Annotated in this window: 20 protein-coding genes; 11 read left to right on the forward strand and 9 right to left on the reverse strand. The window is 27.8% G+C overall.

Annotated features, from left to right (window positions below):
* Window positions 1-7 precede the first annotated feature (7 nt).
* Window positions 8-1054: an HD domain-containing phosphohydrolase gene (locus FDK22_RS02365; protein WP_138151284.1), complete on the reverse strand. Its 1047-nt coding sequence runs from the start codon at window positions 1052-1054 to the stop codon at window positions 8-10.
* 244 nt (window positions 1055-1298) lie between these two features.
* On the opposite strand from FDK22_RS02365, the gene FDK22_RS15645 reads away from it, so the two are divergent.
* Entirely contained in the window at window positions 1299-1466 is a 168-nt protein-coding gene (locus tag FDK22_RS15645; RefSeq protein ID WP_171012895.1) for a hypothetical protein, read from the forward strand.
* On the opposite strand, the gene FDK22_RS02370 is transcribed toward FDK22_RS15645, so the two are convergent.
* The 4 genes from FDK22_RS02370 to FDK22_RS02385 are packed head-to-tail and all read right to left on the reverse strand — an operon-like array spanning window position 1452 to window position 5689.
* Window positions 1452-2009, reverse strand: a complete 558-nt coding sequence (locus tag FDK22_RS02370; RefSeq protein ID WP_138151285.1) for a rhomboid family intramembrane serine protease — start codon at window positions 2007-2009, stop codon at window positions 1452-1454. The two genes, FDK22_RS15645 and FDK22_RS02370, sit on opposite strands and share 15 nt — an antisense overlap.
* Window positions 1987-2553 (reverse strand): hypothetical protein, encoded by a 567-nt coding sequence (locus FDK22_RS02375; RefSeq protein WP_138151286.1) that lies wholly within the window; start codon window positions 2551-2553, stop codon window positions 1987-1989. The genes FDK22_RS02370 and FDK22_RS02375 overlap by 23 nt, the downstream gene beginning before the upstream one ends.
* A 5-nt stretch (window positions 2554-2558) precedes the next feature.
* Window positions 2559-4976 carry an endopeptidase La gene (lon, locus tag FDK22_RS02380; protein ID WP_138151287.1) on the reverse strand — a complete coding sequence of 806 codons (2418 nt, stop codon included), beginning with the start codon at window positions 4974-4976 and terminating at the stop codon, window positions 2559-2561.
* A 20-nt stretch (window positions 4977-4996) separates the two neighbouring features.
* Window positions 4997-5689 carry an outer membrane protein assembly factor BamD gene (locus tag FDK22_RS02385; protein WP_138151288.1) on the reverse strand — a complete coding sequence of 231 codons (693 nt, stop codon included), beginning with the start codon at window positions 5687-5689 and terminating at the stop codon, window positions 4997-4999.
* 126 nt (window positions 5690-5815) lie between these two features.
* Here FDK22_RS02385 and FDK22_RS02390 point away from each other — a divergent pair, with 126 nt between their 5' ends.
* The 5 genes from FDK22_RS02390 (at window position 5816) to FDK22_RS02410 (ending at window position 8970) form a co-directional block, all read left to right on the forward strand.
* Window positions 5816-6580, forward strand: coding sequence for a pyrroline-5-carboxylate reductase (locus tag FDK22_RS02390; protein ID WP_138151289.1), 765 nt, complete (start codon window positions 5816-5818; stop codon window positions 6578-6580).
* Window positions 6567-6857 carry a type IV pilus modification PilV family protein gene (locus FDK22_RS02395; protein ID WP_138151290.1) on the forward strand — a complete coding sequence of 97 codons (291 nt, stop codon included), beginning with the start codon at window positions 6567-6569 and terminating at the stop codon, window positions 6855-6857. Before FDK22_RS02390 ends, FDK22_RS02395 begins: the two co-directional genes overlap by 14 nt.
* Window positions 6858-7205 carry a type II secretion system protein gene (locus FDK22_RS02400; protein WP_138151291.1) on the forward strand — a complete coding sequence of 116 codons (348 nt, stop codon included), beginning with the start codon at window positions 6858-6860 and terminating at the stop codon, window positions 7203-7205.
* Window positions 7198-7533 (forward strand): hypothetical protein, encoded by a 336-nt coding sequence (locus FDK22_RS02405; RefSeq protein ID WP_138151292.1) that lies wholly within the window; start codon window positions 7198-7200, stop codon window positions 7531-7533. The genes FDK22_RS02400 and FDK22_RS02405 overlap by 8 nt, the downstream gene beginning before the upstream one ends.
* A 111-nt stretch (window positions 7534-7644) precedes the next feature.
* Complete coding sequence (locus tag FDK22_RS02410; protein WP_138151293.1) at window positions 7645-8970, forward strand: Na+/H+ antiporter family protein; 1326 nt, start codon at window positions 7645-7647, stop codon at window positions 8968-8970.
* A 25-nt stretch (window positions 8971-8995) separates the two neighbouring features.
* On the opposite strand, the gene FDK22_RS02415 is transcribed toward FDK22_RS02410, so the two are convergent.
* Window positions 8996-9598: a non-canonical purine NTP pyrophosphatase gene (locus FDK22_RS02415; protein WP_138151294.1), complete on the reverse strand. Its 603-nt coding sequence runs from the start codon at window positions 9596-9598 to the stop codon at window positions 8996-8998.
* Between the two features lie 86 nt (window positions 9599-9684).
* Here FDK22_RS02415 and FDK22_RS02420 point away from each other — a divergent pair, with 86 nt between their 5' ends.
* Genes FDK22_RS02420 through FDK22_RS02435 form a run of 4 tightly spaced genes read left to right on the forward strand, consistent with a single transcriptional unit; the run spans window position 9685 to window position 16212 of the window.
* Window positions 9685-10998 carry an MFS transporter gene (locus FDK22_RS02420; protein WP_138151295.1) on the forward strand — a complete coding sequence of 438 codons (1314 nt, stop codon included), beginning with the start codon at window positions 9685-9687 and terminating at the stop codon, window positions 10996-10998.
* A gap of 24 nt (window positions 10999-11022) precedes the next feature.
* Window positions 11023-11670, forward strand: a complete 648-nt coding sequence (locus tag FDK22_RS02425; RefSeq protein WP_138151296.1) for a transglutaminase-like cysteine peptidase — start codon at window positions 11023-11025, stop codon at window positions 11668-11670.
* A 12-nt stretch (window positions 11671-11682) separates the two neighbouring features.
* On the forward strand, window positions 11683-13899 hold the full coding sequence (locus FDK22_RS02430) for a bifunctional diguanylate cyclase/phosphodiesterase (RefSeq protein ID WP_138151297.1): 2217 nt from the start codon (window positions 11683-11685) through the stop codon (window positions 13897-13899).
* Between the two features lie 45 nt (window positions 13900-13944).
* Entirely contained in the window at window positions 13945-16212 is a 2268-nt protein-coding gene (locus FDK22_RS02435; RefSeq protein WP_138151298.1) for a PAS domain S-box protein, read from the forward strand.
* Here FDK22_RS02435 and FDK22_RS02440 read toward each other — a convergent pair.
* Window positions 16207-17460 (reverse strand): response regulator, encoded by a 1254-nt coding sequence (locus FDK22_RS02440; protein ID WP_138151299.1) that lies wholly within the window; start codon window positions 17458-17460, stop codon window positions 16207-16209. The genes FDK22_RS02435 and FDK22_RS02440 overlap by 6 nt on opposite strands.
* Window positions 17461-17566: 106 nt before the next feature.
* Here FDK22_RS02440 and FDK22_RS02445 point away from each other — a divergent pair, with 106 nt between their 5' ends.
* Window positions 17567-20656: an efflux RND transporter permease subunit gene (locus FDK22_RS02445; RefSeq protein WP_138151300.1), complete on the forward strand. Its 3090-nt coding sequence runs from the start codon at window positions 17567-17569 to the stop codon at window positions 20654-20656.
* 20 nt (window positions 20657-20676) lie between these two features.
* On the opposite strand, the gene FDK22_RS02450 is transcribed toward FDK22_RS02445, so the two are convergent.
* Window positions 20677-21435 (reverse strand): hypothetical protein, encoded by a 759-nt coding sequence (locus FDK22_RS02450; RefSeq protein WP_138151301.1) that lies wholly within the window; start codon window positions 21433-21435, stop codon window positions 20677-20679.
* A 10-nt stretch (window positions 21436-21445) separates the two neighbouring features.
* Window positions 21446-24067: a valine--tRNA ligase gene (locus FDK22_RS02455; protein WP_138151302.1), complete on the reverse strand. Its 2622-nt coding sequence runs from the start codon at window positions 24065-24067 to the stop codon at window positions 21446-21448.
* Window positions 24068-24134: the final 67 nt, after the last annotated feature.

Here is a 24134-nt window from a genome sequence, read left to right on the forward strand (position 1 = left end):
TCCTTCTTTATAATTCTTCTTTAAAGGAATTGTATATTTCATTCACTTCATCAATATTTTTTTCAAATAATTCAATTATTTTGGGATCAAAGTGTTTACCCTTTTCCTCTCTTAAAAGATTTAATGCATCCTCAAAACTCCAAGCTTTTTTATAGGGTCGATGGGAAGTTAAAGCATCAAAAACATCAACTACTGCAACAATTCTTCCATAAATATGTATAGCTTCACCACTAATTTTATTTGGGTATCCACTTCCATCAAACTTCTCATGGTGTGTTATTGCTATAATAGCTCCTGCTTTTAAATACTCACTTTGAGAATCTTTTAATATCTCATAACCTATCTGGGCATGGGTTTTCATAGTTTCAAATTCATCAAAATCTAACTTTCCAGGTTTTAATAAAATTTTATCTTCTATTCCAACTTTTCCTAAATCATGAAATGGAGCGGCATAAAAAATAATATCTTGATCCTTTTCACTTAAGCCATATTCTCTAGCAAGCATTCTTGAATAGTGTGCCACTCTAGCTACATGGGATGCAGTTTCAGGGTCTTTATATTCTGCTGTTTTCCCTAAAATCCTTAATGTTTCATGTTCCCTTTTTATCAATACCTCAGTAGCTTTTAAAACTTCAGATTCTAGATGTTTTGCTCTATCTTCTAATAAAATTCTATTTTTATGATTTGTTAATAAGTTTATTACCCTTGCTTCAAATAAAGTTGCATTGATAGGTTTACTTAAGAAATCATTAACACCTAATTCAAAAGCTTTTTTATGAATTTTCTCATCATCTCCAGCAGCTGTAATCATAATAATTGGTATATTTTTCTTTTGTTTTCTAAACTCTTCAATAAACTCTAAACCATCTAACTCTGGCATCATATAATCTGTAATAATTAAATCAACATTATTTTTAAGGGAATAAAGAAGTGCGTCTAAAGGTTGGGAAAAACTTTTTATATTTAAATTCATATCTTGACATATAGATTCAATCAAAAAAAGATTATTTTCATTATCATCAACTGACACTATTTGCATATTTTGAAAATTCATTTAGCTTTACCTTAGTTAAGATAGCAATATTCTATAATCATTGAACTTAAATAGTGTATATATTATTTATTTACTTCACTATATAGTTAATATTATTTTAAAGCTTAGAAATTCTTTGTTATGTTAAGATTCAAAATAATCAAATTTAATTATTTTTAAAATAAAAATTTGCCATTGAATCATATAAAAACAATTTTTATGATATAGTTTTACTCAATAAAGTTTTATAAAGGATAAAATAAATTTGGAACCTTGTAGACATTGTAAAAGAGAGATTGAAGCTAAAATAAGAAGATGTCCATATTGCGGTACTCTAAATCCAACAGTTAAAATCAAAGATATCTTTATAGGTATATTTTTTGTTTTAGCAGTTATGTATGTTGTTTCGTTTTTTGTATCACCTGTTAATTAAAGTTCTTTTTCTAATAATTCCAAATACAAACCCTAAACCTAAACCTATAAAGTGTGCATACCAAGCAATAGGAAGTCCAATAAGTAGTGGTGCAACTGAGATTATTAATATCCAAGTTATTATCCCTTTTCTTTGATACTTATCAAAATATGCAATATATCCTAATAATACACAAATAGCTCCAGAAGCTCCCACAAGATTTACTTGATGATCAAGATAATAGATATATAAATAACTTAATAAAGAGGTTAGCACTCCTCCAACAAAATAGATTATTGCTAATTCTTTTTTTCCTCTGTATTTTTCTATCAAATTACCAAATTGGTATAAAACAAACATATTCATAGCTAAGTGACCTAAACCTCCATGGGCAAACATAGATGTTAAAGGTTGCCAAAGAAATCCAGCTTCAGTAAAATAGATATTTAATCCCATTAAAAGAGGACCATAAGTAAAAACATTAGTTTGGACTAAATATAAAGCAATAGTGATACCAATGATTATATTAGTTAGAGTCCATTTATCTTCTTGAATATTCAACATAATTTTTAAAAACCTTCATTGTACAGTCTACTCTGTTTTTAATACCATTGCTGTACATAAATTTTATATTTGTATTTACCCTAAAAACTTCATTTGAATTAATTCTAAATGAGGTCATCAGAACACCATAATCTAAATTTCCACTCTCTTTTTTATCAAATTCTACTATTTCATAATTTATCTTTAAAAAAGTTTTTAAATCTTTTTTAGGATTATGACCAATTGATTCAATAAAAAAACCATCAATCTCATCCAATGAAATACTTTTTTTTAAATTAGAATTTTCTAACGAAGACTCAATCATACCCCCATCAAGTTTGTAATAACCTTTAGTTAAAGCATTGAATGATTTTTCTAATATTTCTAAATTATTAACAAATACAGTTGTGTGGGATTCTTTTTGGCATTGAAGTTTTTCTATTTTTGTAGGTTCATCTTTTAGTATAAAAGTTTTGTATAAAATTAAAACAATAGATATTATAACAATGGTAGCAAAAGAAAAAAAGTTATTGATAACTTGACTATCTCTTGCCCCACGTCTCATTTTATTTAAATTAAAGTCTCTTTAAATACATCTTCAATTGTATCTACTGCTTTTATCTCCATAGCCTCTTTAACCTCATCAGGGATTTCATCTAAATCTCTTTGATAATTTTTTCTAGGTATTAAAGCTAGTTTCATTTTTGCTTTATAAGCTGCAATTAGCTTCTCTTTTAATCCACCAATAGGTAATACTTTTCCAGTTAAAGTTAACTCTCCTGTCATAGCAACATCTGACCTAACCTCTTTTTCACTTAAAATTGAAGCTATTGTAACAGCCATAGTTATACCAGCACTTGGTCCATCCTTTGGAGTTGCACCCTCTGGAATATGTAAGTGGATATCATATCTTTTATAAACCTCACTAGGGTCTACTTTAATTTTTTCTTCTTCCTCTTTTGCTGTTTTAGGGATAATTGAATCTTTGATTTTTAGTTTCTTTGCATCAATTAAAAGTTTAACAACAGAATAAGAGATTCTTGAAGATTCTTTCATAACATCCCCAAGATTTCCTGTTACATTTAAAATACCCTTACCTCTTAATTTAACAGCTTCAGTTTTAAGAACATCTCCACCAACTGCTGTCCAAGCTAAACCATTAGTTACACCAATTTGGTTTTTCTTTTCTGCTGGGTCTATTTCAAAAATAGGATTATCTAAATACTCTTTTAGATTTTTTGTATTTATTGAAACTTTTTTACATTCTGGATTTTTAAGAAGTTTTTTTACTGCTTTTCTAAATAACTTAGCAAATACACGTCTTAAATTTCTAACTCCAGCTTCTCTTGTATATTTAGAGATAATAGCTTCTATAGTTGTTTTTGAAAGTGTTATTTCACTTCTTTTTAAACCATGTTTTTCTAACTCTTGAGGGATTAGATAATCTTTAGCAATATAGTATTTCTCATTTGGAGTATATGAACTAATCTCAATAAACTCCATTCTATCCCTTAAAGCAGCTGGAATTCTTCTAGCATCATTTGCCGTTGCAACAAAGATACATTGAGATAAATCAATTGCAAAATTTAAATATAAATCCCTAAATTCATGGTTTTGTTCTGGGTCTAAAACCTCAAGCATAACTGCAGTTGGGTCACCTCTATGATTAGCGCCTAACTTATCAATTTCATCTAAAACAATTACAGGATTCATTTTTTTAGCATCAGTTAAACCCTTTACTATTCTTCCTGGCATTGCCCCTACATAAGTTCTTCTATGACCTCTTAACTCATTTACATCTTCCATCCCACCAAGAGCAACTCTTACAAGGGGTCTTTTTAAAGCTTGAGAAATTGAGTTTGCCAATGAAGTTTTACCTACACCTGGAGGTCCCACAAAACATAAAACAGTCCCTTTTGATTTTAAGCTTTCAATCTTTCTTAACTCTAACATCTCTTTTACAGCAAAGTATTCAGAGATTCTCTCTTTTGGTATTTTTAATGAATAATGGTCTTTATTTAATTGTTCTTCTACACTTTTTACAGTGATTTTTTCATCTGAAAACTCACCAAATGGTATATCTAAAACATTTTCAATATATGTTTGAAGTAAAGCACTATCAGGTGAATCCTGATGCATTCTACTTAATTTTTCAATTTGTTTTTTTGTTTCTTTATAACCATCAATTGGCATATGTTTTTTAATTTTTTTAAGTCTTTTCTTATAAGCTTTAATCTCAGTTTCTTTTTGATTGTCCCCACCAAGCTCTTTTTGAATAGCCTTGATTTGTTCTTTTAGAAAATAATCTTTATGAGTTTTTTCAATTTTTGAATTTACTTTTTGAGTAATCTCTTTTTGAATTTTAAAGCTTTCAATCTCTTTTTTAATTGTTTCAACTACTTCAAGAAGTCTTTTTTCTATATTAGTTTCTGCAAATAGTTTATAAGCATCCTCTTTTTTAACTCTTAAAACAGATGAAATTAAATCTGCAATTCTAGTTGCATCATCATTTTCTTCAATTGTTTTAATTAAATCAGCTGGAAATTTTGAGTTGATTCTTGATAGTTTTTTAACTTGTTCTCTTAATACATCAACTATTGAGTCTACACTTTCCTTTGAATACTCTTCATCTTGTAATTTATCAACTTGAACATAAATAGGACTTTCAGTATTAAAACTTTCAATTTTTCCTTTTGCTAAACCTTGGAAAAGTACTTTAATTTTACCATCTGGTAAACTAACTTTTCTCATAATATTTCCAATAACTCCTACATCATAGAAGCTACCCTCTTCTCTTTTTCCCTCAAATCCTGGTTTACTAACACTAACTATTACAAGTTTATTAAATTCAATTGCATCTTCTACTGCTTTAATATTTTCTTCATTACTTAAAAATAAAGGTGCGATCATAAAAGGGTATAAAAATACATCATCCTCAATAATTAGTGGTATTTGTTGTGGGAAAGAATCATAATTTTCTAATTCCATATATTTTAACTCCTATTTTTCTATTTAAAATAAACTCTATCTAAAAACATATTTCTTTCAAATGGATATCTATAAAATGGAACATCTACTTCTTCAATCTCTTTTGGTTCAACCCAAGAATCTTTAGCTTTTTTTAGATAATAAATTGCTGCTTTTTCTTTACCTAATCTATTATATAAATCAGAAATTTCTTTATCTAAAGATGCTTTTGCCATAAATAATCTTCCACTCATAGTATTTACCAATGGCATATATGGTGACCTTGGAAAAGTCTTTTTAAAATTATCAATATCTGCAATTGTGTCATCAATTAGTTGTTGATCCCTTAAATCATAAGCAAATCCCATAAAGTTTGCTTTAATTTTTAAATATCTTACATAATCAATATTTTTACTTAAAGCATATCTTTTAATATATTCATCAAGATAAAAATTCGCTAATTGATATTCCTCTTCATCCATATGTCCATTTGCAAGTATAAGTAATGCTGTTGGCAATAAAGGTGAATTTCTATGCTCACTTTCTAAAGAAGTATATGTATCATCTGCATCCTCTAAATACCCAGTACTAATCTCTGTAATCATTTTGTTATACCAGTATAATGCCGGCTTTCCATATTCTTGAATTTTTTCTGATTTCTGTGAACAAGCAGTGAATGTAAACGCTATTCCTGCAACAAGAAGTAAATTTCTAAATTTAAAAAGATATCTCATTTTAACAATCCTTATATCGTAAAAGCAATATTCTATCTAATAAATCCTTGCTACTTACTTACTTTTTTTGACCTAATTTTATCAATTGGCTATAATAAACTAAATAATTAAATAAGGTTTATAAGAATGAAATTAACTCTAATTGGAAATGGTTTTATGGCACAAGCTCTTGCAAAGGGTTTAATAAATAATTTTGAAGTTGAAATTATTGGAAGGGATTTTAACAAATTAAAACAGTTAAAAGAAAAAATTCCTAATATTGAAATAAAAGAGATATCTGACAATGAAGATATGACAAATAAGAACATAATTTTATGTGTGAAACCATATGCACTTCAAAGTGTAGCGGCACGTCTTGAGGGTGAGGCAAATATTTTATTCTCAATATTAGCTGGTACTCAACTTGATACACTAAAAAAACAAATCAAATCTAAATATTATGTTAGAACTATGCCAAATGTTGCTGCTTCAGTTTCTAGTTCAACAACAACTATAACAGGTGACTTAGAAGCTAAGAATCTTGCAATTGAATTGTTTTCATATATAGGAAAAGCTGTTTGGGTAAATACAGAAAAACAACTTGACATTGCAACTGCTGTTGCAGGAAGTGGTCCAGCATTTTTAAGTTTAATTGCTGAAAGTTTAAGTGATGGTGCAGTTAAAGCTGGTCTTGAAAGAGAGATAAGTAATGAACTTGTTCAAGGTTTATTTGAAGGTTTTGCAAAACTTTTAGATAAATCACACCCTGCATTGATTAAAGATTCTGTTATGAGTCCAGGTGGTACAACAGCAGCTGGTTATGCTAAATTAGAAGAGGGAGCTGTAAGAGATTCTATGATTAAAACAATTGAAGCAGCATATGAAAAAGCTTGCGAAATTGGAAAAAAATAGCTTTACTTTATTTGAAACCTTAGTAAGCGTATTTCTTTTATCTATTGTTATAGTTGGATTTTCAAAAGTTTCCAACTATGACAATTTTGATGAAGAGTATATGAAATTAAATGAATTGGAAAATTCATTTAATACAAACACCTATTCATCAAATTTTACAAACTCAACTGAAAATATAAAAATCTTAATAAATGATTCCCAAATAGAAAACTTAAATGTTAAAAAAATTGAAAATAAAAATGAAAAGATAAATCTTTTTAAATATGAGTTAAATTAGATGAAAAAAGCTTTTTCTTTACTGGAATTAATAATTGTAGTTTTCATAAGTACCATTGTAATTATCTCATCACTATTATTTGCTAAAAACATTCAAGAAACACAAATAAAAAATCAAGAATTAGCAATATTAAAAATTGATTTAAATGCAACAAAGATTTTTTTAGAAAAACACAAAGAAAATATATCAAGTAAATTAAAATTTGAAAACAATATTTTATATTTTGAAAATAGTATATTATTAAAAGAGGTAAAATCATTTTCTTTAAATAAAACAACAAATACAACAACTATTAAAATAAATCTAAAGGATAAGATATCTTTAGTTTGGGACTTGCAAAATGATTAAATCCTTTACTCTTTTTTCAACAATCATATTAATATTTATTTTTTCAATAATCTCTATAAATTTATATGAATTAAAATCAATAAACTCTTTAAATATTCAAAATCAATACAAATATATTCAAGCAAAAAATCATCTATCTTTTTTAGAAAAATATATCAATACCCTTGATAATTTTGAAAGCTTAGATAAAATTCAAATCGAAAATACAAAATTTAATATCATCGCTTTATTAAAAAAAATATCAGAAAATAAGTATGAAATTGAGATGTCTGTAAAGGCAATTGATTTTAATGTAAGAGTACATAAGAGTATTTTCATAATCAAATAAACTAGCTTTAGTTTTTTTTTACAAGCTTTTGAGTAAACTTCCACCTTGAAAAATGTAATTTATATAAAATATTTATGTAATTTTTATAAAATTTATTAAGAAGGACAAAATATGAACTCTGTAGTAATTGCAGTTAGTTTAATGGTTTTACTCTCATTAGTTAGAGTAAATATAGTTATCGCTTTAATTGTGGGAGCGATAGTTGGAGGATTAAGTGCAGGTCTTGATTTAAGTGAAACTATAAAAGCTTTTAATAGTGGATTGGGTAATGGTGCAACAATTGCATTAAGTTATGCAATGTTAGGAACATTTGCTGTTGCTATTTCAAAATCTGGTATAACTGATTTATTATCAAATATGATAATAAAAAAAGTATCAGCAAATCCATCATCTTTTGGATTTATTTATATAAAATATTTAATGTTAACATTGATTTTATTTGCTGCAATTTCTTCTCAAAATCTTGTGCCTGTTCATATTGCTTTTATTCCAATTTTAATTCCACCTTTACTTCACTCAATGGCAAAACTTCAATTAGATAGAAGAGTTATTGCTTGTATAATTACCTTTGGTTTAGTTGCTACATATATGTTACTTCCAGTTGGATTTGGAGGGATTTTCTTAAATGAAATTTTATTAAAAAACCTAATTGATAATGGAGTAAATGCAGTTTCTACTCAACTTCCTATAGCTATGTCTATACCTGTATTTGGTATGCTTTTAGGTTTATTGCTTGCTATTTTCTTCACATATAAAAAGAAAAGAATTTATGACATTAGCAAAATATTAGAAATTGAGTCAGAAAAAAAAGAGATTAATCTTTTTCATATATTTGTTGCTTTAATCTCAGTAATTACTGCTTTGGCTTTACAAGTTTACACAAACTCAATTATTTTAGGTTCATTAGCTGGTTTTATTATTTTCATTGTTGCAGGTGTTATTAAAGCAAACCAAACCCAAGATTTTTTTACAAAGGGATTAAGAATGATGGGTATGATTGGATTTATAATGATTGCAGCAAATGGTTTTGCAAATGTAATAAACTCAACAGGAGCTGTTGAAACTTTAGTCTCATCAGTTGTTGATATTATTGGGGATAATAAATCATTGGCAGTTTTATTGATGCTTCTTGTTGGATTATTTATTACAATGGGGATTGGTTCATCTTTTTCTACCATTCCAATTATTGCAACTATTTACGCACCATTATGTTTACAATTAGACTTTTCAGTTATGGCTACAATTACTATTATAGGAACTGCTGCTGCATTAGGGGATGCGGGAAGTCCAGCTTCAGATAGTACATTAGGACCAACTTCAGGACTTAATGTTGATGGACAACATGATCATATTTGGGATTCAGTTGTGCCAACATTTTTACACTATAATATTCCCCTTGTCATATTTGGATGGATTGCTGCAGTTTATGTATTTTAAAATAAAAGTAGAGATTTCTCTACTTTTATAAAATCACCTCTAAAACTTTTTTTGCTAACTTTAATGCCTTTGTTCTATGGGAAAACTCTTTTTTTCCTTCATAACCTAATTCTCCCAATGTTTTATCAAAACCATTAGCTATAAACATAGGGTCATATCCAAAACCACCCTCACCTTTTTCCTCATCGATAACATTTCCATGCATCCATCCATGTACACTATAAGTTTCATTTTTATAAACAATTGCTATACAAGCTGTATAATAAGCTGGTGTCTTTGATAAATTTCTTTCTTTTAATTTTGAGATTAATTTTGCATTATTTTCTTTATCACTTGAACCCTCACCTGCATACCTAGCTGAATAAATTCCTGGTTCATTATTAATAGCTGGAACTGTAATACCACTATCATCTGAAATTACTACAATATTATCATCTGGATATTCTAAAAGAATCTTTTCATAAATCTCAACAGCTTTTTTTATAGCATTTCCTTGAAAACTATCTTTATCTTCAATAACTTCAAAATCACCAATTAACTCTTTAAAAGCTACAACTTCATCATTTGGCATTAGTTTTTTAAACTCTTCAATTTTTCCTTTATTGCCACTTGCTAAAACTATTTTCATAAATATCCTTTACTTTCAACCTTTAACGGTAATTTTAACTTAAATCAAATATAATCTGCTCTATTTTAAAATACTTGGGATTATATATGATTAAATCTATTTTACCTCTTAGTTCAATTATTGCACTAAGATTTTTCGGTCTATTTTTAGTTTTACCTGTTCTTTCAGTTTATGCGATAAATCTTCATGGTGCAACAACAACACTTGTAGGAATTGTTGTTGGTGGTTACGCCTTAACTCAAATGCTTTTTCAAATTCCATTTGGAGTAATGAGTGATAAATTAGGGAGAAAAGGTACTATTATAACAGGCCTTATACTTTTTGCTATTGGTTCTATTTTTTGTGCCATTGCAACTGATATTCTGACTCTTATGTTAGGACGATTTTTACAAGGTGCTGGAGCTATTGGAGCAGTAGTTACAGCTATGATTAGTGATTTAGTAAAAGAGGAGCAAAGACCAAAAGCTATGGCTGTTATGGGTATGGCTATTGGAGTAAGTTTTGCTGCCTCTATGATTTTAGGACCAACAATAAGTTCATTTGCTGGTGTTGAAAGTCTATTTTATATTACAGCGGTAATTGCACTTGGTTCAATTGTTGTATTATTAAAAGCTGTACCAAATCCACCAAAAATTGAACACTCTTATAATGGGAAATCAAAACTCCCAGAGGTTTTAGGAAATGCAAATCTAATGAAAATGAATATAACAAACTTTCTACAAAAAGGTTTGATGACATTTGCATTTATGATTATTCCAATGGTTTTAATCAAAAACTTCCAATGGGAGATGTCTGAACTTTGGAAAGTTTACCTACCATCTATGATATTTGGATTTTTAGCTATGGCACCAGCTGCTATTTTAGCTGAGAAAAAAGGTAAATTTAAAGAGATTCTTATGATTGGTATTGTTTTCTTTGCTGTTTCATATTTAATTATTGGATTAAGTTCATCTGCTACATTTTTTGTTGTTGGTGTTGTTATTTTCTTTATTGGATTTAATATGCATGAACCAATTATGCAATCACTTGCTTCTAAATTTGCAAAAGTTCACCAAAGGGGATTAGTACTAGGTATATTTAACTCATTTGGATATTTTGGTACTTTCTTAGGGGGGCTTTTAGGTGGTTTATTTTTTGAAAAAGTTACATTAGCATCACTTGTAATTGTAATTGCAATAATTTGTGTTTTGTGGATTGTTTTAATCTTAACTATGCCAAATCCAGAGAAGAAAAAACTTTCTTATATACCATTAAATAATACAAATCAAGAAAATACTTCTAAATTAGATACAATTGAGGGAATTGATGAGTGGTACATAAATAAAACTGAAAATGTTGTTATTGTAAAATACGATAGTGAAAAACTTCAGGAAGATTCAATTTTAAATACCTTAAAATAATAAATAAGCTTACAAGGAGAGAATATGAAAAAAATATTTTTCTTATCTTTTTTTCTTTTCTCTTCTATCTTAACAACTACTTCCGCACAAAAAACCTATAATATTACAGAAGATCAATTATCTAAAATTACAGCTAAATATGGAGAAAAAGCTCTAAAAAGAGTTGAAATTTGGGATAGTGTAATCCAAAATGCTAAATCAAAAGATATCTTGCATAAATTAAAAGATGTAAATGATTTTTGGAATAAATTAAGATATAAAAGAGATATTGTCCATTGGAAAAAAAATGATTACTGGGCAACACCTTTTGAATTTTTAGGTACAGGCGCTGGAGATTGTGAAGATTATGCTATTGCAAAATATTATAGTTTGAAAAAATTAGGAGTTCCTGATAGCAAACTTAGGATAACTTATGTAAAATTAAAACGTTCAAGAACAAAATATGAAGAAGCCCATATGGTATTAACATATTATCATAAACCAGAGGCTACTCCTATTGTCCTTGATAATGTAAATAAAAAACTAAAACTAGCTACAAAAAGACCAGATTTAAGGCCTATTTACAGTTTTAATGCAACAGGACTATGGCAAGCAAAAAACAGAGGTACAACTTCTGTTAGGGTTGGTTCAAATAATTTGAGAAATTGGAAATCTATGTTAAGTAGAATATAAAAAAGGAAATTCATGTCATTATCTAAACAACTATATTTTATTATCGCTATTATCTTTTTCATTATTTTTAGTGGAAACTTTTTAATAAGTGTAAAAAATATGAAAGAATACCTTGAGGTAGAATCAGCAACAAAGGCACAAGATACTGCTACATCAATTGGGATGAGCTTAAGACCTTTAATTAAAGACAAAAACGATCCAGAGATTGAGTCTATAATTAAAGTGATTTCAAATAGTGGCTTTTACAAAGAGATAAGACTTGAAGATGCTAATTTTACAATTAAATCAAGTGAATTAATTGGTGCAGCTAAACAATTAGATGATTCTAACTGGGAAATTGAGTCTGTAAGTGTTGATTCTAAATTTGGTAGTGTTGAAAAAGTTGGTGATGATAGTTCTTTAAATGAACAACTTTTAAAACTTGAAGGTGAAAGTGAAGATTTAGGTTTTGTTGATGATGTTAAAACTCAAGAGTATAGATATATTCCATCAAATGCTTACAAACAAGGTGGAGAAATAATTTTCAATATCAAAGCAAAAAAGTTTGATGATTCAATTACCACAACGGCAAAACTAAATATCAAAAAAGTTTTAATCCAAGAGAAAAGAGATATTAAATTTGAATATGTTCCTAGCTGGTTTATAAATTTAATTCCAATTAGTCTTGAAGAAAAAACAAGTGAAATCTCAGATGGTTGGAATACTAGTGCAGTAATTTATGTAAGTCCCAATCCAGGGGAAGCTTATGCAAAACTTTATGAACAAGCTAAAAACTCAATTGTTTATGCTTTTATTGCCTTTATAATTTCAATGATTTTTCTTTTAGTTTTTGTTCAATTTTTATTAAGACCACTTAAAAAGATTGAGGCTTTAGCTAAAAATATTGCTCAAGCAAAATTTGGTGTGATAGATCCTCTACCTTGGACAATTGAGATTAAAAATGTTTCTATTGCAATGAATGATATGTCAAGAAAAATTGAATCAATGATTAACAAACTTACTAACAATATAAATGTTTTATCAAAAAAATTATCTGAAGATGAATTAACAGGATTAGATTTAAAACAAACATTAGAAACTGATATAAAACAAATGTTTATAAAAAAAGAGGATGGTTTTATCTTTAATATAAAAATTGACAATCTTGCAGCCTATGCGAAAACCCACACAAAAGATGAAGTTGATTCATATTTAATTAGTTTTTCAAATATATTAAAAAATCTTAAATCTGATAATAGCTTAGATATAAATGCCTATAGAGTATTTGGTTCTGAATTTGCACTTTTAGCTAAAACTTGTGATAAAAATTGTGCTTTAGATATTTGTGCAAGATTAAAACTTGCCTTTGAAACCTTAGGGGAGGAATTAAAATTAACAGAACTTGCTCACATTGGGGCAACACCATTTAATGAGTTAGCTTCTATTAATGAACTTTTACAAGGTGCAAATGAAGCCTATGAAAAAGCGAAACTAATTGGTCCAAATGAGTTCTTTATTGGTTCAAAAAATGTACATTCAAGGGATATGAATCTATGGAGAGAATTAATTAAACAAATAATCACAGATAATGATTTTGACATTGAATTTATCAACGATGCTTATAAAATTGAAGGTGAAACAAATGAGATTGTTATGCAAGAAGCCTTTACAAAAGCAAAAGATCAAGAGAACAATCAAATACCAATTGGTACTTTTGTCTCAATTGCAGAAAAATATGAGATGATTGAAAGTTTTGATAAAGCAGTTATTGAAAAAGTTATTACTTATGTAATTTTAAATAATATAAACCACAAGATTTGTATAAATTTATCAATTGATTCAATTGGGAAAAAAGATTTTATAAAATGGCTTCAAAATAGAATCTCAAGAAACAAAGAGATTGCATCTAAACTTGTGTTTTCATTAACAGCTTATTCTGTTGCAAAAGATATGGATATATTCAAAAATTTCTGTGATTCAATGCATAGTTGTGGAGCTCGGGTTATTATTAAAAGATTTGAAAGTAAATTTATTCCTACAGAAAATTTAAAAGAGTTCAATGTTGATTATATAAGACTTGCTAGAGATTATACAAGCGATATAGAAAAAGAAAGGTCTAAGCAAGATTTCTTAGATTCTATTTGCGACTTAGCAGACCTACTAAATATTAAAATTTTTGCTGAAAATGTAAAAGATAAAAAAGATTTAGAGATATTAAAAAAAGTTAAACTTTTTGCAGCAAGTAAATAGAAGGAATCACTTCTTCTATTTACAAATTTATTAAAAAGAAGTTTCATGATGAAAATAGAAAAAATTCGTAATATTTTAATTTTTATGTTAATGTTATTTTCAATATTTGTAATCTATACAATAGTTGATAATACTAAAAATAATGAAACCTTTTTAAAAAAAATGATTATTAATGAGGCAATTTCAAACTACAATAGCATAATAGATACAAGAAAATGGAATGCTTCCCATGGTGGAGTTTATGTAAAACAAAATGAATCTATAAAACCAAATAAATATTTAAAAGACAATACCCTTGAGACAAAAGATGGACAGATACTTGTAAAAATAAATCCTGCATGGATGACAAGACAGATTTCAGAAATATCAAATAAAGACCATCAAAACTACTTTAAATTAACAAGTTTAAACCCAATAAATCCAATAAATGCTCCCGATGATTTTGAAAAAGAAGCACTAAATTATTTTGAAAAAAATAAAACGGAATCTTTTTATTCAAAACTAGAAAAAGATTTCACAAAATTTGATTTTATGGGCTCTTTAAAAGTAACAAAATCATGCCTACAATGCCATGAACACCAAGGTTATAAAATAGGTGATATAAGAGGTGGAATAAGAATCTCTATTCCTACAAAAGAGTATTATGAAATATTTAATAAAATAGAAGAAAAAAGTAATACATTAATTGCTCTTTTTATTTTTTTAGCAATTATGCTGATATTAATTTTTATAAAAATATTTGAAAAATTAAGTGGTAATAATTTAGAGATAAATAAAAACCTAAAAGAGATTAAAGAACTTGAAAAAGATAAAGAGAAACTTCTTTTAAGATATGACAGAGCTTTAGAGGGGAGTAGAGATGGTTTATGGGATTGGGATTTAGTAAATAGCAAAGTTTTTTTCTCCAAAAACTGGAAAAAGATGCTAGGCTTTGAAGATGATGAGTTAGCAAATGAACTTGATGAATGGTCAAAAAGAGTTCACCCTGATGATATTGATGAGGCTATAAAAGATATAAAAAACAATCATGAGAAAAAAACTACTTATTATAAAAATATCCATAGAATGAAACATAAAGATGGTCATTATGTATGGATACTAGATAGAGGAAAAACCTATTTTAATAAAGAGGGAAAAGCAATTAGAATGGTTGGTTTTCACTCTGATATTACAGAATTAAAAAATCTAGAGATAGATTTAAAAAATACAAAAAAAGAACTTTTAGAATTTAAATTTATAATTGAAAGTGCTCCTGTTTCGATTATTACAACAGATACTGAAGGGAAGATGATTTATGTAAATCCATATATTTGCCAATTAAGTGCTTATACAAAAGAGGAATTATTAGGACTAAAACCAAGCATATTTAGAGGTGATTTTAGTAAAGAAACCGAACTTAAAATAAAAAATATGTGGAATAGAATCAAAAACAAAAAAACTTGGGGTGGGATATTCAAAAACAAAACAAAAGATAATAAAGATTTTTGGGTTACAGCTACTGTTCTTCCAATTATAAATAGTAAGGGTGATATTGTAAACTTTTTAGGGATTATGAGAGAGATTACAAAAGAGGTTTATTTAGAAAAGAAGCTAAAAGAAAAAGAAGAGATGATGTTAGCCCAATCAAGAAATGCTGCAATGGGTGAAATGATTAGTATGATTGCACACCAATGGAGACAACCAATTACTACAATATCTATGGATGCCAATAATATTATTGCAGATATTGAATTAAATGAATTTGATGAAAATGTCATCAAAGATATTGCACATAATATTGGAGAACAAACTCAATTTTTGTCAAAAACAATAGATGATTTTAGAAACTTTTTTAAAGAAGATAAAGAGGTTGAAGAGTTTAAAGTTAGTGATTTAATTAATGAATTAGATACTATTTTATTAGCTTCAATTAAAAACAATAACATAACTTATAAAGTGGAATATGAACAAAATCTAAGTATGAAAACTCACAAAAGAGAACTTTTACAAGTTTTACTTAATCTTGTCAAAAATGCAAAAGAAGCTCTTATTGAAAACAAAAACAATGACAAAATAATAAAACTCTTTTTTAAAGAAGAAGATGAAAATATTCAAATAGTTGTACAAGATAATGCAGGTGGAATAAAAGAGGAAAACCTTGATAAAATTTTTAAAGCCTATTTCACAACAAAAAAAGAGATGAATGGTACAGGGCTTGGTTTATATATGTCAAAAATGATTATTGAAAAAAACCTAAAAGGAACAATAGTAGTTACAAATGAGAAAGATGGTGCACAATTTATTATAACTATAAAAAAGAATCTAATTTTATGAATTGATATTTTTTATAGTATCTCTTAAATCATGAACCACATTAGATTGTTCATTCAACTTTCCATTTAAATTTAGTATCTCTTGTGTTTTAACTTCAATAATTTCATTAATTTTTCTAATCTCATTTTCATACTTTTCATTTAATGCAAGTGCCTTTTGATGAGCATTTGTAATATTTACTAAATTAGATTTTTGCATCTCAAGAATCTTCTTATAATGGCCATCTCTTTCTTTTAATTTTTTTTCTAAAAAGTCTACTTCACTACTTGCTTTTTTTAATCTTTTCTCAGCATTTGAAGTTGAAAGAACTAAAGATTCATTCTTTGATTTTACACTTTCCAATTCTTTTTCTAAAGATGAAATTCTTTCAATTGCATTTATATTTGTTTTTTTAAATTCAAGATAATTAGTCATAACTTTTTTCTTAAATTCTCTTTTTTCAAGTTCCTCATGGGTTGTTAAAAAACCTATTCCAATATATTCATAAATTTTTCCATCAACATCTTTTAAAGGAATAACTACATAATGTAAAAAATAAGGACTCCCATCTTTTGCTTTATTTTTAATTGTCCCTTCCCAAGTGTTACCCACTTCTAGTTCTTCCCACATTTTAGTAAAAACAGATTTTGGCATATCAGGATGTCTTACAACTTCATGTTCTTTCCCTAAAAGCTCCTCTTTTGAATATCCAGAAATCTCACAGAAAAAATCATTTACATAAATAATCTCTTTATTTGTATTTGTTTTAGAAACAATAGCAACTTTATCAAAAACTTCAGAAAACTGCTTTAATTTATTATTTTCTACTTTTAATCTTTCTTCAAAAATCTTATTATCTTTAAATGCTTTTATTTTTTCTGCTGTTTTAAAAAGTGTTTTATTTAAGTTTACATAATCTATAGGTTTGGTAATAAAACCATCTACACCAAGTTTTATTGATTTTAAGAAATTATCCATCTCTGAATAAGCAGAAACAATTATAATATTTTGATTTGGATTTATTTTTTTAATCTCATCAGTTAACTCTAAACCATCAATACCAGGCATTTTTATATCACTAATTATAATATCAAACTCTTTGTCATCTTTATAAGTATCTAAAGCATCATTTCCATTTGTTAAATATATAACTTCTTTAAAAAATTTTGATAAATAATTAATTAATGTAGAAGCGATTGATTCATCATCTTCCACATACATAACCTTAAAATCTTTGCAAATCTCTTTTAATTCTTTTAAGTTTTCCATTTAGCATCCTATTTAATTATTTATTATATCAAATTTTTTAAAATTAGCAGGATTAAACTTTCATTAATGAAGGTATAATATAATTCTTTTTTTATTAAGGACATATATGTTTGAAAAATTTATAAAGTTTTTTGTTGAAAATTCAAGAATGAATTATACACTTTTTGTGTTAGTTTTTGCAATTGGAATTTGGTCATATAATAATACACCAAAAGAGATTTTTCCAAGTTTTGATATGGACATGATTTCAGTAAGAGGTTCATATACAGGGGCATCAGTTGATATTTTAGATAAAATGGCTGTAGCTGAAATAGAAGATAATCTAAAAAACATAGATAGTGTTGATGTAATGACTACAGTAATTAGCCCAGGAAGTTTTTCTATTGTATTAGAATTAAAAAAAGGTAAAAATAGATTTAATGAAGCAGATAAAATCAAAGATGCAATTGCAAATGTTAAATCAAACTTACCATCAGACATGGATGAGCCAACAGTTAATGTTTTAGAGCGTTCAAGATCACTTATTGATATAACTTTAACATCAGAAAAATATACAACAGATGAATTAAAACCTTTCGCTGACAATCTAAAAAGTAAACTTCTTGGCCTTGGTGGAATTAATGATATTACTATTTATGGAGATTCAGATAAATATTTTGAAGTTTTATTAGATGATAGAAAAATTGAGGCTTTAAATCTAAATAAGAATAGTGTTTTTTCTGCAATCTCAACACTATCTTATATATTTCCTGTTGGTAAAATTGAAGGGGGAAGTAAACACTACTATATCTCTACATTCAATGGAGCTAAAACTGCCCAAGATTTTGCTAATACTCAAATTAGAATAAACAATCAAAATCTATATTTAAGAGATATTGCTTTTATTTCAAAAAAATATGAAGATTCTTCAACAATGTATTCATTTAATGGACAAAATGCACTATCTTTAGCAATTGAACAAAGTAATAGTGCTGATGCTATTAAGATAGTACAAAATATTAAAAAAATTCTTCCTGAAATGAATAAAAAGAATCCAGATATCAAAATCTCAATTGCTGATGACAACTCAGAAAGGATTCTTGATAGACTTAATATTGTTGTATCAAATATCATGCTTGGAATTATTCTTATTACTATTTTAGTAATGATTTTAATTAACTTTAGAATGTCATTTATTATAGCAATTGGTATACCAACTTCTTTTGTAATTGCGGCAGTATACATGTATCTAAGTGGCTATACTATAAATATGATTTCACTAGTTGGAGTATTAATTGCAATTGGTATTGTTGTAGATGATGCCATTGTTGTAAGTGAAAATATTCAACAACATATTGAAGAGGGTTACGCTCCAAAAGAAGCTGCTATTATGGGTGCTAAAGAGATGTTTAAACCTGTTACTATTGCTTCAATTACAACCCTATTTTCATTTTTACCAATTTTAATGATTAGTGGGACTATGGGTGAGGTTATGAAGTTAATTCCTATTGCTTTATCTGCACTTGTTGTTGCTTCATTGATAGAATCATTTGTATTCTTACCAATTCATGCAGTTCATACACTTAAAAATGGTGCAAAAGTAACTTCCTGGGAAAAAGCAAATAAAATCTATAATTCAATTTTACACTTTTTTATGGATTGGAAAAAAAGCTTTTTAATCATCTTTATTATTGCCGTTCCTGTTGCAACTTTTTTTGCTATGAAAACTTCGAAATTTCAGATGTTCCCAAAATTTGATGGAACTGATGTAAAAATTTCAATTAAAGCAAATGAAAATACAAAACTAGAAGATGCCTTTAAAATTGTTCAAGCTATTGAATCTGATATTATGGAAAAAGGTGATAAGTTTTTTGTAAGAAGTATAGATTCTGTAGCTGGATTTAGACGAGACAATGGAGGAAATACTGAAAGGTATCCATATGTTATGTATATGACAGTAGAACTTCAAAAGCTAAAAGAAGCAAACTTCTTGGATAAATATGTAACACCTTATTTATCATTTTATTATGATGATGAGGGAAGAACTAGAACAGAAAAATCAAGGCAAATTGCAAAAAAATTAAAAAACTTTATTGAGAAAAAAAACTATAAAGAAAAATATAACTTAGAAGAGATAATCGTATTAGAAAGAAGAGTTGGTCCAGTTAAATCAGACCTTAAAATAGGTCTTGTTTCTAATGATAATGAAAAAATCATAAATGGTATTGAGATGCTTCAAAAAGAGCTTTCAAACATGAAAGGGATTAAAACAGTATCAAACTCTTTAAAGTTTGGTGTTGATGAGATTAAGTTAAAAGTAAACGCCTATGGAGAACAGCTAGGTCTTGATGAAGCCTTTATTGGTTCATATCTATCAAATATGTATCTTTCAAAGAAAAAGGGAACAACCTTTGATGCAACAAATATGCTTGATATAAAAATAGAAAGTATCAATAAAGATGATTTTGAAAACTTTAAAAACTTAAGTGTACCTCTTAGTGATGGAACATTTATTTCATTAAATCAAGTTGTTGATTTTAATATTATTAGAGGTTTTGAGCAACTTATAAAAGACAATGGGGAGAAAAACTTCTATATCTTTGCTAATGTTGACCCAGAAATTTTAACAGCAGGTGAAGCTTTAGAAAAAATTCAACCTACACTAGACAAGATAAAAGAAAATGATGTAAAAATCATTCTAAAAGGGGAAGCTGAAAAGCAAAAGTCATTAAGAAATGATATGATGTTAGCAACAGCACTTGCCTTAACACTTATTATGCTTTCAATGTTGTATTTATTTAATTCTTTTAGGGAAACATTTATTTTAATGAGTGTTATTCCATTTTCACTTCTTGGAGTTTTAATAGGTCATAAAATAATGGGTCTTAATCTATCAATGCCATCTATGATTGGAGCGTTAGGACTTGCGGGTGTTGTTATAAATGATGGTATTATTATGATGACATATCTAAAAAAAGCAAAAACACTACATGATGTATTTATTAGGGCAACAAAAAGATTTAGACCAATTGTACTTACAACAATTACAACACTTATTGGTATGAGTTCACTAATCTTTTTCCCAACAGGTCAAGCGGTTATATTCCAACCAATTGCAATTGGACTTGGGTTTGGACTTTTATGGGGAACAATACTAAATCTAATCTATCTACCAGTTATATATTCAATTTCACATAAACTAAAAAAAGAAAAGTAAGTTTAGTTACTTTTCTTTTTTTATAAGAATAAAAATAAAGTTTTTACTGTAAGTTCTTTAGGCTCTTCACCTAAAGCTTGCAAAGAGTTTTCAACATCATCAATCATTTGAGTTAATAAAACCTCAAATGAAAAATTTGATGAACTAAAAATTGTTTCTTTGTTTTCTTTTATAAATTTTAAATCTTTAATTTTAGAATAGTCAATAATCTCTTCTTCTTTAAAGATTTTTTGAAGTTCAACTTGCCAGTTATTTTGCCAAGTTAAAAATAAATAGTTTCCATTTAAATCTTTATCATGCTTAATCTTCCATCTAAGAATCTGAAGGTTTGCATGCATTTTTTTAAGTTTCTCTTCATCATATTCAAAAGCCCCAAGTTTATGGGAATCATTTAAATTATAAGTATCATGAATAAGATAATAAATACCCAAAATCAAATAATCATTTCTATTTACAACCTCATCTTTACTAAAGGCAATTTGCAAATAGTCTTTGTATTTTGTTAAAACCTGATTTCTATATTTTAATACAAAACTTCCATCCATCTCATTTAATAAAGTATAAATTCTTTTTTCATACTTTTTACTAAAGTCTTTTGGATTTCTTAAATCTAGTTTCTTTTTTAATGAGATTAGGTGTTTTTGAATATCTTTGTAATCTTTTTTTATGATAGTTGCAGAATTTGTTTGGAAAACCTCTTTTACATCATCTTGCTTTGGAACACAAGCTGTAAATAGCAGTGAAGTTATAAAAATTATTAATATATTTTTCACTGCCATTTTAAATCCTTTATACACCAAGTGCTTTTAATTCGTTTTCGATTTTTTCTAATTTATTTCTAGCATCTTCTAATGCTTGTTTGTTTTCAGCTACAACTGCCTCAGGTGCATTTGCAACAAATCTTTCATTAGACAACATACCATTTAATTTATTTACTTCTTTCTCAACTTTCTCTTTTTGTTTTTCTAGTTTTGAGATAATTGGAGTCATATCAATTTCACCTGTTGGTAAGTAAACCTCTAAGTTATCAGATACGTCTGTAATACTATTTTCAACTTTTGCATCTACAAACTCAATATCTTCAACTTTTGCAAGTTTTTCAATAAATGGCTTAGCTACATCAGTATCAATTTGTTTGTCTAATTTGATATATGCTTTAGAGATTTTACTATTACCCATATCAATGATTACTTTTGCTCTTCTTAATGCTGTAATTGCTTCTTCAATAATTGCAAACATCTCTTCAATTTTTTCATCTTTTTTCACATTTGAAGGGAAGTTAGTAACCATTAAAGAATCAGCACCCTCTTCTAAAGATGTTCCACTTAATTTGTGATATAAGTAATCAGAAATAAATGGCATAAATGGAGATACCATTTTAAGTGTTTCTTTAAAAATTGCACCTAGTTCTACAATAGATTCTTTAGATGCTTTTGAGTACTCAATGCCCCAGTCACAAAACTCTGTCCACACAAATCTATAAAGTGTTGAAGCAGCTTCATTAAATTTGAAGTTCTCTAAAGTATCTCTAACCTCATCAACTGCATCTGATAATCTGCTTTGCATATAAATACCAAGAGGAGTTTTAATCTCAATATCTTTTAAATCAGGGAATGTATCTACATTTAACGTTAAGAAATTAGATGCATTATAAAGTTTATTTGTAAAGTTTCTAAATTGCTCTAAGTTTTTAGCTCCAAGTTTGATGTCTCTTCCTTGAACTGCTAAATAAGCAAGTGTAAATCTAATAATATCAGCAGAATGCTCTTCAACCATATCAAGTGGATCAATTACATTTCCTTTTGATTTAGACATTTTTGCACCATGTTCATCTCTAACTAAGGCATGCATATAAATATCTTTAAATGGTAATTCACCTTGGAAATGATCACCCATCATCATCATTCTAGCTACCCAAAAGAACATAATATCAAAACCAGTAATTAATAGTGAGTTTGGATAGAAATCTTTCATATCTTGTTCAAAATCATATAACTCTGGTAATTTTCCATTATTTCCCCAACCTAATGGAGACATTGCCCATAGTGCAGAAGAGAACCATGTATCTAATACATCTGGGTCTTGAGTATAGTGTTTATTTCCACATTTTGGGCAAGCTTCTGGTTCATCAGCTTGGTCTGCCCATTGGTGATTACAAGAATCACAAGTAAATACAGGAATTCTATGCCCCCACCATAATTGTCTTGAGATACACCAAGGTCTTAATTCATCCATCCACGCAGTATATGAATTTATCCAATGTGCTGGGTGGAAGTTATTATGTGCTTTAGTTTTTGCAATTGAAGATTGTGCTACTTTTTCAGATAAAAACCATTGTTGAGAGATAAAAGGCTCAACAATATTTTTACATCTATAACAATGCCCTACTTGGTGAACATGTTCATCAATTTTTACAATAAAACCTTCATCTTGAAGTTTTTTTACAATTGGTTCTCTAGCTTCTAGTCTTTCAAGTCCTGCAAACTCTCCACAATATTCATTTAGAATACCCTTATCATCAAAACAAGTTATAAACTCTAAATTGTGTCTTTTCCCAACTTCGTAGTCATTTTGGTCGTGAGCAGGAGTAACTTTTACAACACCTGTTCCAAATTCCATATCAACGTGAGAATCAGTAATAACTTTAATTTTTCTATCAGTTAAAGGAAGAATAACTTCTTTTCCAATGATATTAGTATATCTTTCATCATCAGGGTGAACCATAATAGCGGTATCCCCAAAATAAGTTTCAGGTCTAGTTGTAGCTACTGTTACATGTCCACTTCCATCAGCAAAGTGATAATTCATGTGATAAAATTTACCATTTACCTCTTCGTGTTCAACTTCAATATCTGATAAAGCACCATCGTGTGTACACCAGTTAACCATATAATTGTTTTGTGTAATAAATCCATCATTGTATAATGAAACGAAAGCTTCTTTCACTGCTTCTTTAAGACCTTCGTCCATTGTAAATCTTTCTCTTTTCCAAGCTGGAGTAACACCTAATTTTCTCATTTGGTGAACAATATTTCCACCACTAGTCTCTTTTTGTAACCAAGCTCTTTCTAAAAACTTTTCTCTACCTATCTCTTCTTTAGTAGTACCTTCTGCTAATAATTGTTTTTCAACAACATTTTGTGTTGCAATACCAGCGTGGTCAGTTCCAGGTTGCCATAAAGTTTTAAACCCATCCATTCTTTTGAATCTAGTAATAATATCTTGAAGTGTAAATGTTAAGGCATGTCCAATATGTAAGCTTCCAGTTACATTTGGTGGTGGCATCATAATTGAGAAGTTCTTACCAACTTCCTGAATATTTTTATTTCCATCTACTTCAAAGTAACCTCTATCTTCCCAGATTTTGTAATAATTATCTTCTACTTTTGATGGTTCGTATTTATTACTCATTTATATTCCTATTATGTTGATTGTTATATCTTTAAAATGTGCGATTATATCTAAAAGTTGATTTATA

It is taken from the genome of Arcobacter arenosus (genome assembly GCF_005771535.1).
GTDB lineage: Bacteria > Campylobacterota > Campylobacteria > Campylobacterales > Arcobacteraceae > Halarcobacter > Halarcobacter arenosus.

Excerpts from the sequence above, each read along its gene's own strand:
- FDK22_RS02455 (WP_138151302.1), bottom strand. The coding sequence starts at position 24,067 with ATGAGTAATAAATACGAACCATCAAAAGTAGAAGATAATTATTACAAA.
- FDK22_RS02365 (WP_138151284.1), bottom strand. The coding sequence starts at position 1,054 with ATGAATTTTCAAAATATGCAAATAGTGTCAGTTGATGATAATGAAAAT.
- FDK22_RS02415 (WP_138151294.1), bottom strand. The coding sequence starts at position 9,598 with ATGAAAATAGTTTTAGCAAGTGGCAATAAAGGAAAAATTGAAGAGTTT.
- FDK22_RS02440 (WP_138151299.1), bottom strand. The coding sequence starts at position 17,460 with ATGGAAAACTTAAAAGAATTAAAAGAGATTTGCAAAGATTTTAAGGTT.
- lon (WP_138151287.1), bottom strand. The coding sequence starts at position 4,976 with ATGGAATTAGAAAATTATGATTCTTTCCCACAACAAATACCACTAATT.
- FDK22_RS02430 (WP_138151297.1), top strand. The coding sequence starts at position 11,683 with ATGTCATTATCTAAACAACTATATTTTATTATCGCTATTATCTTTTTC.
- FDK22_RS02375 (WP_138151286.1), bottom strand. The coding sequence starts at position 2,553 with ATGAGACGTGGGGCAAGAGATAGTCAAGTTATCAATAACTTTTTTTCT.
- FDK22_RS02445 (WP_138151300.1), top strand. The coding sequence starts at position 17,567 with ATGTTTGAAAAATTTATAAAGTTTTTTGTTGAAAATTCAAGAATGAAT.
- FDK22_RS02410 (WP_138151293.1), top strand. The coding sequence starts at position 7,645 with ATGAACTCTGTAGTAATTGCAGTTAGTTTAATGGTTTTACTCTCATTA.
- FDK22_RS02390 (WP_138151289.1), top strand. The coding sequence starts at position 5,816 with ATGAAATTAACTCTAATTGGAAATGGTTTTATGGCACAAGCTCTTGCA.
- FDK22_RS02420 (WP_138151295.1), top strand. The coding sequence starts at position 9,685 with ATGATTAAATCTATTTTACCTCTTAGTTCAATTATTGCACTAAGATTT.
- FDK22_RS02405 (WP_138151292.1), top strand. The coding sequence starts at position 7,198 with ATGATTAAATCCTTTACTCTTTTTTCAACAATCATATTAATATTTATT.
- FDK22_RS02385 (WP_138151288.1), bottom strand. The coding sequence starts at position 5,689 with ATGAGATATCTTTTTAAATTTAGAAATTTACTTCTTGTTGCAGGAATA.
- FDK22_RS02450 (WP_138151301.1), bottom strand. The coding sequence starts at position 21,435 with ATGGCAGTGAAAAATATATTAATAATTTTTATAACTTCACTGCTATTT.
- FDK22_RS02370 (WP_138151285.1), bottom strand. The coding sequence starts at position 2,009 with ATGTTGAATATTCAAGAAGATAAATGGACTCTAACTAATATAATCATT.
- FDK22_RS02425 (WP_138151296.1), top strand. The coding sequence starts at position 11,023 with ATGAAAAAAATATTTTTCTTATCTTTTTTTCTTTTCTCTTCTATCTTA.
- FDK22_RS02435 (WP_138151298.1), top strand. The coding sequence starts at position 13,945 with ATGATGAAAATAGAAAAAATTCGTAATATTTTAATTTTTATGTTAATG.
- FDK22_RS02400 (WP_138151291.1), top strand. The coding sequence starts at position 6,858 with ATGAAAAAAGCTTTTTCTTTACTGGAATTAATAATTGTAGTTTTCATA.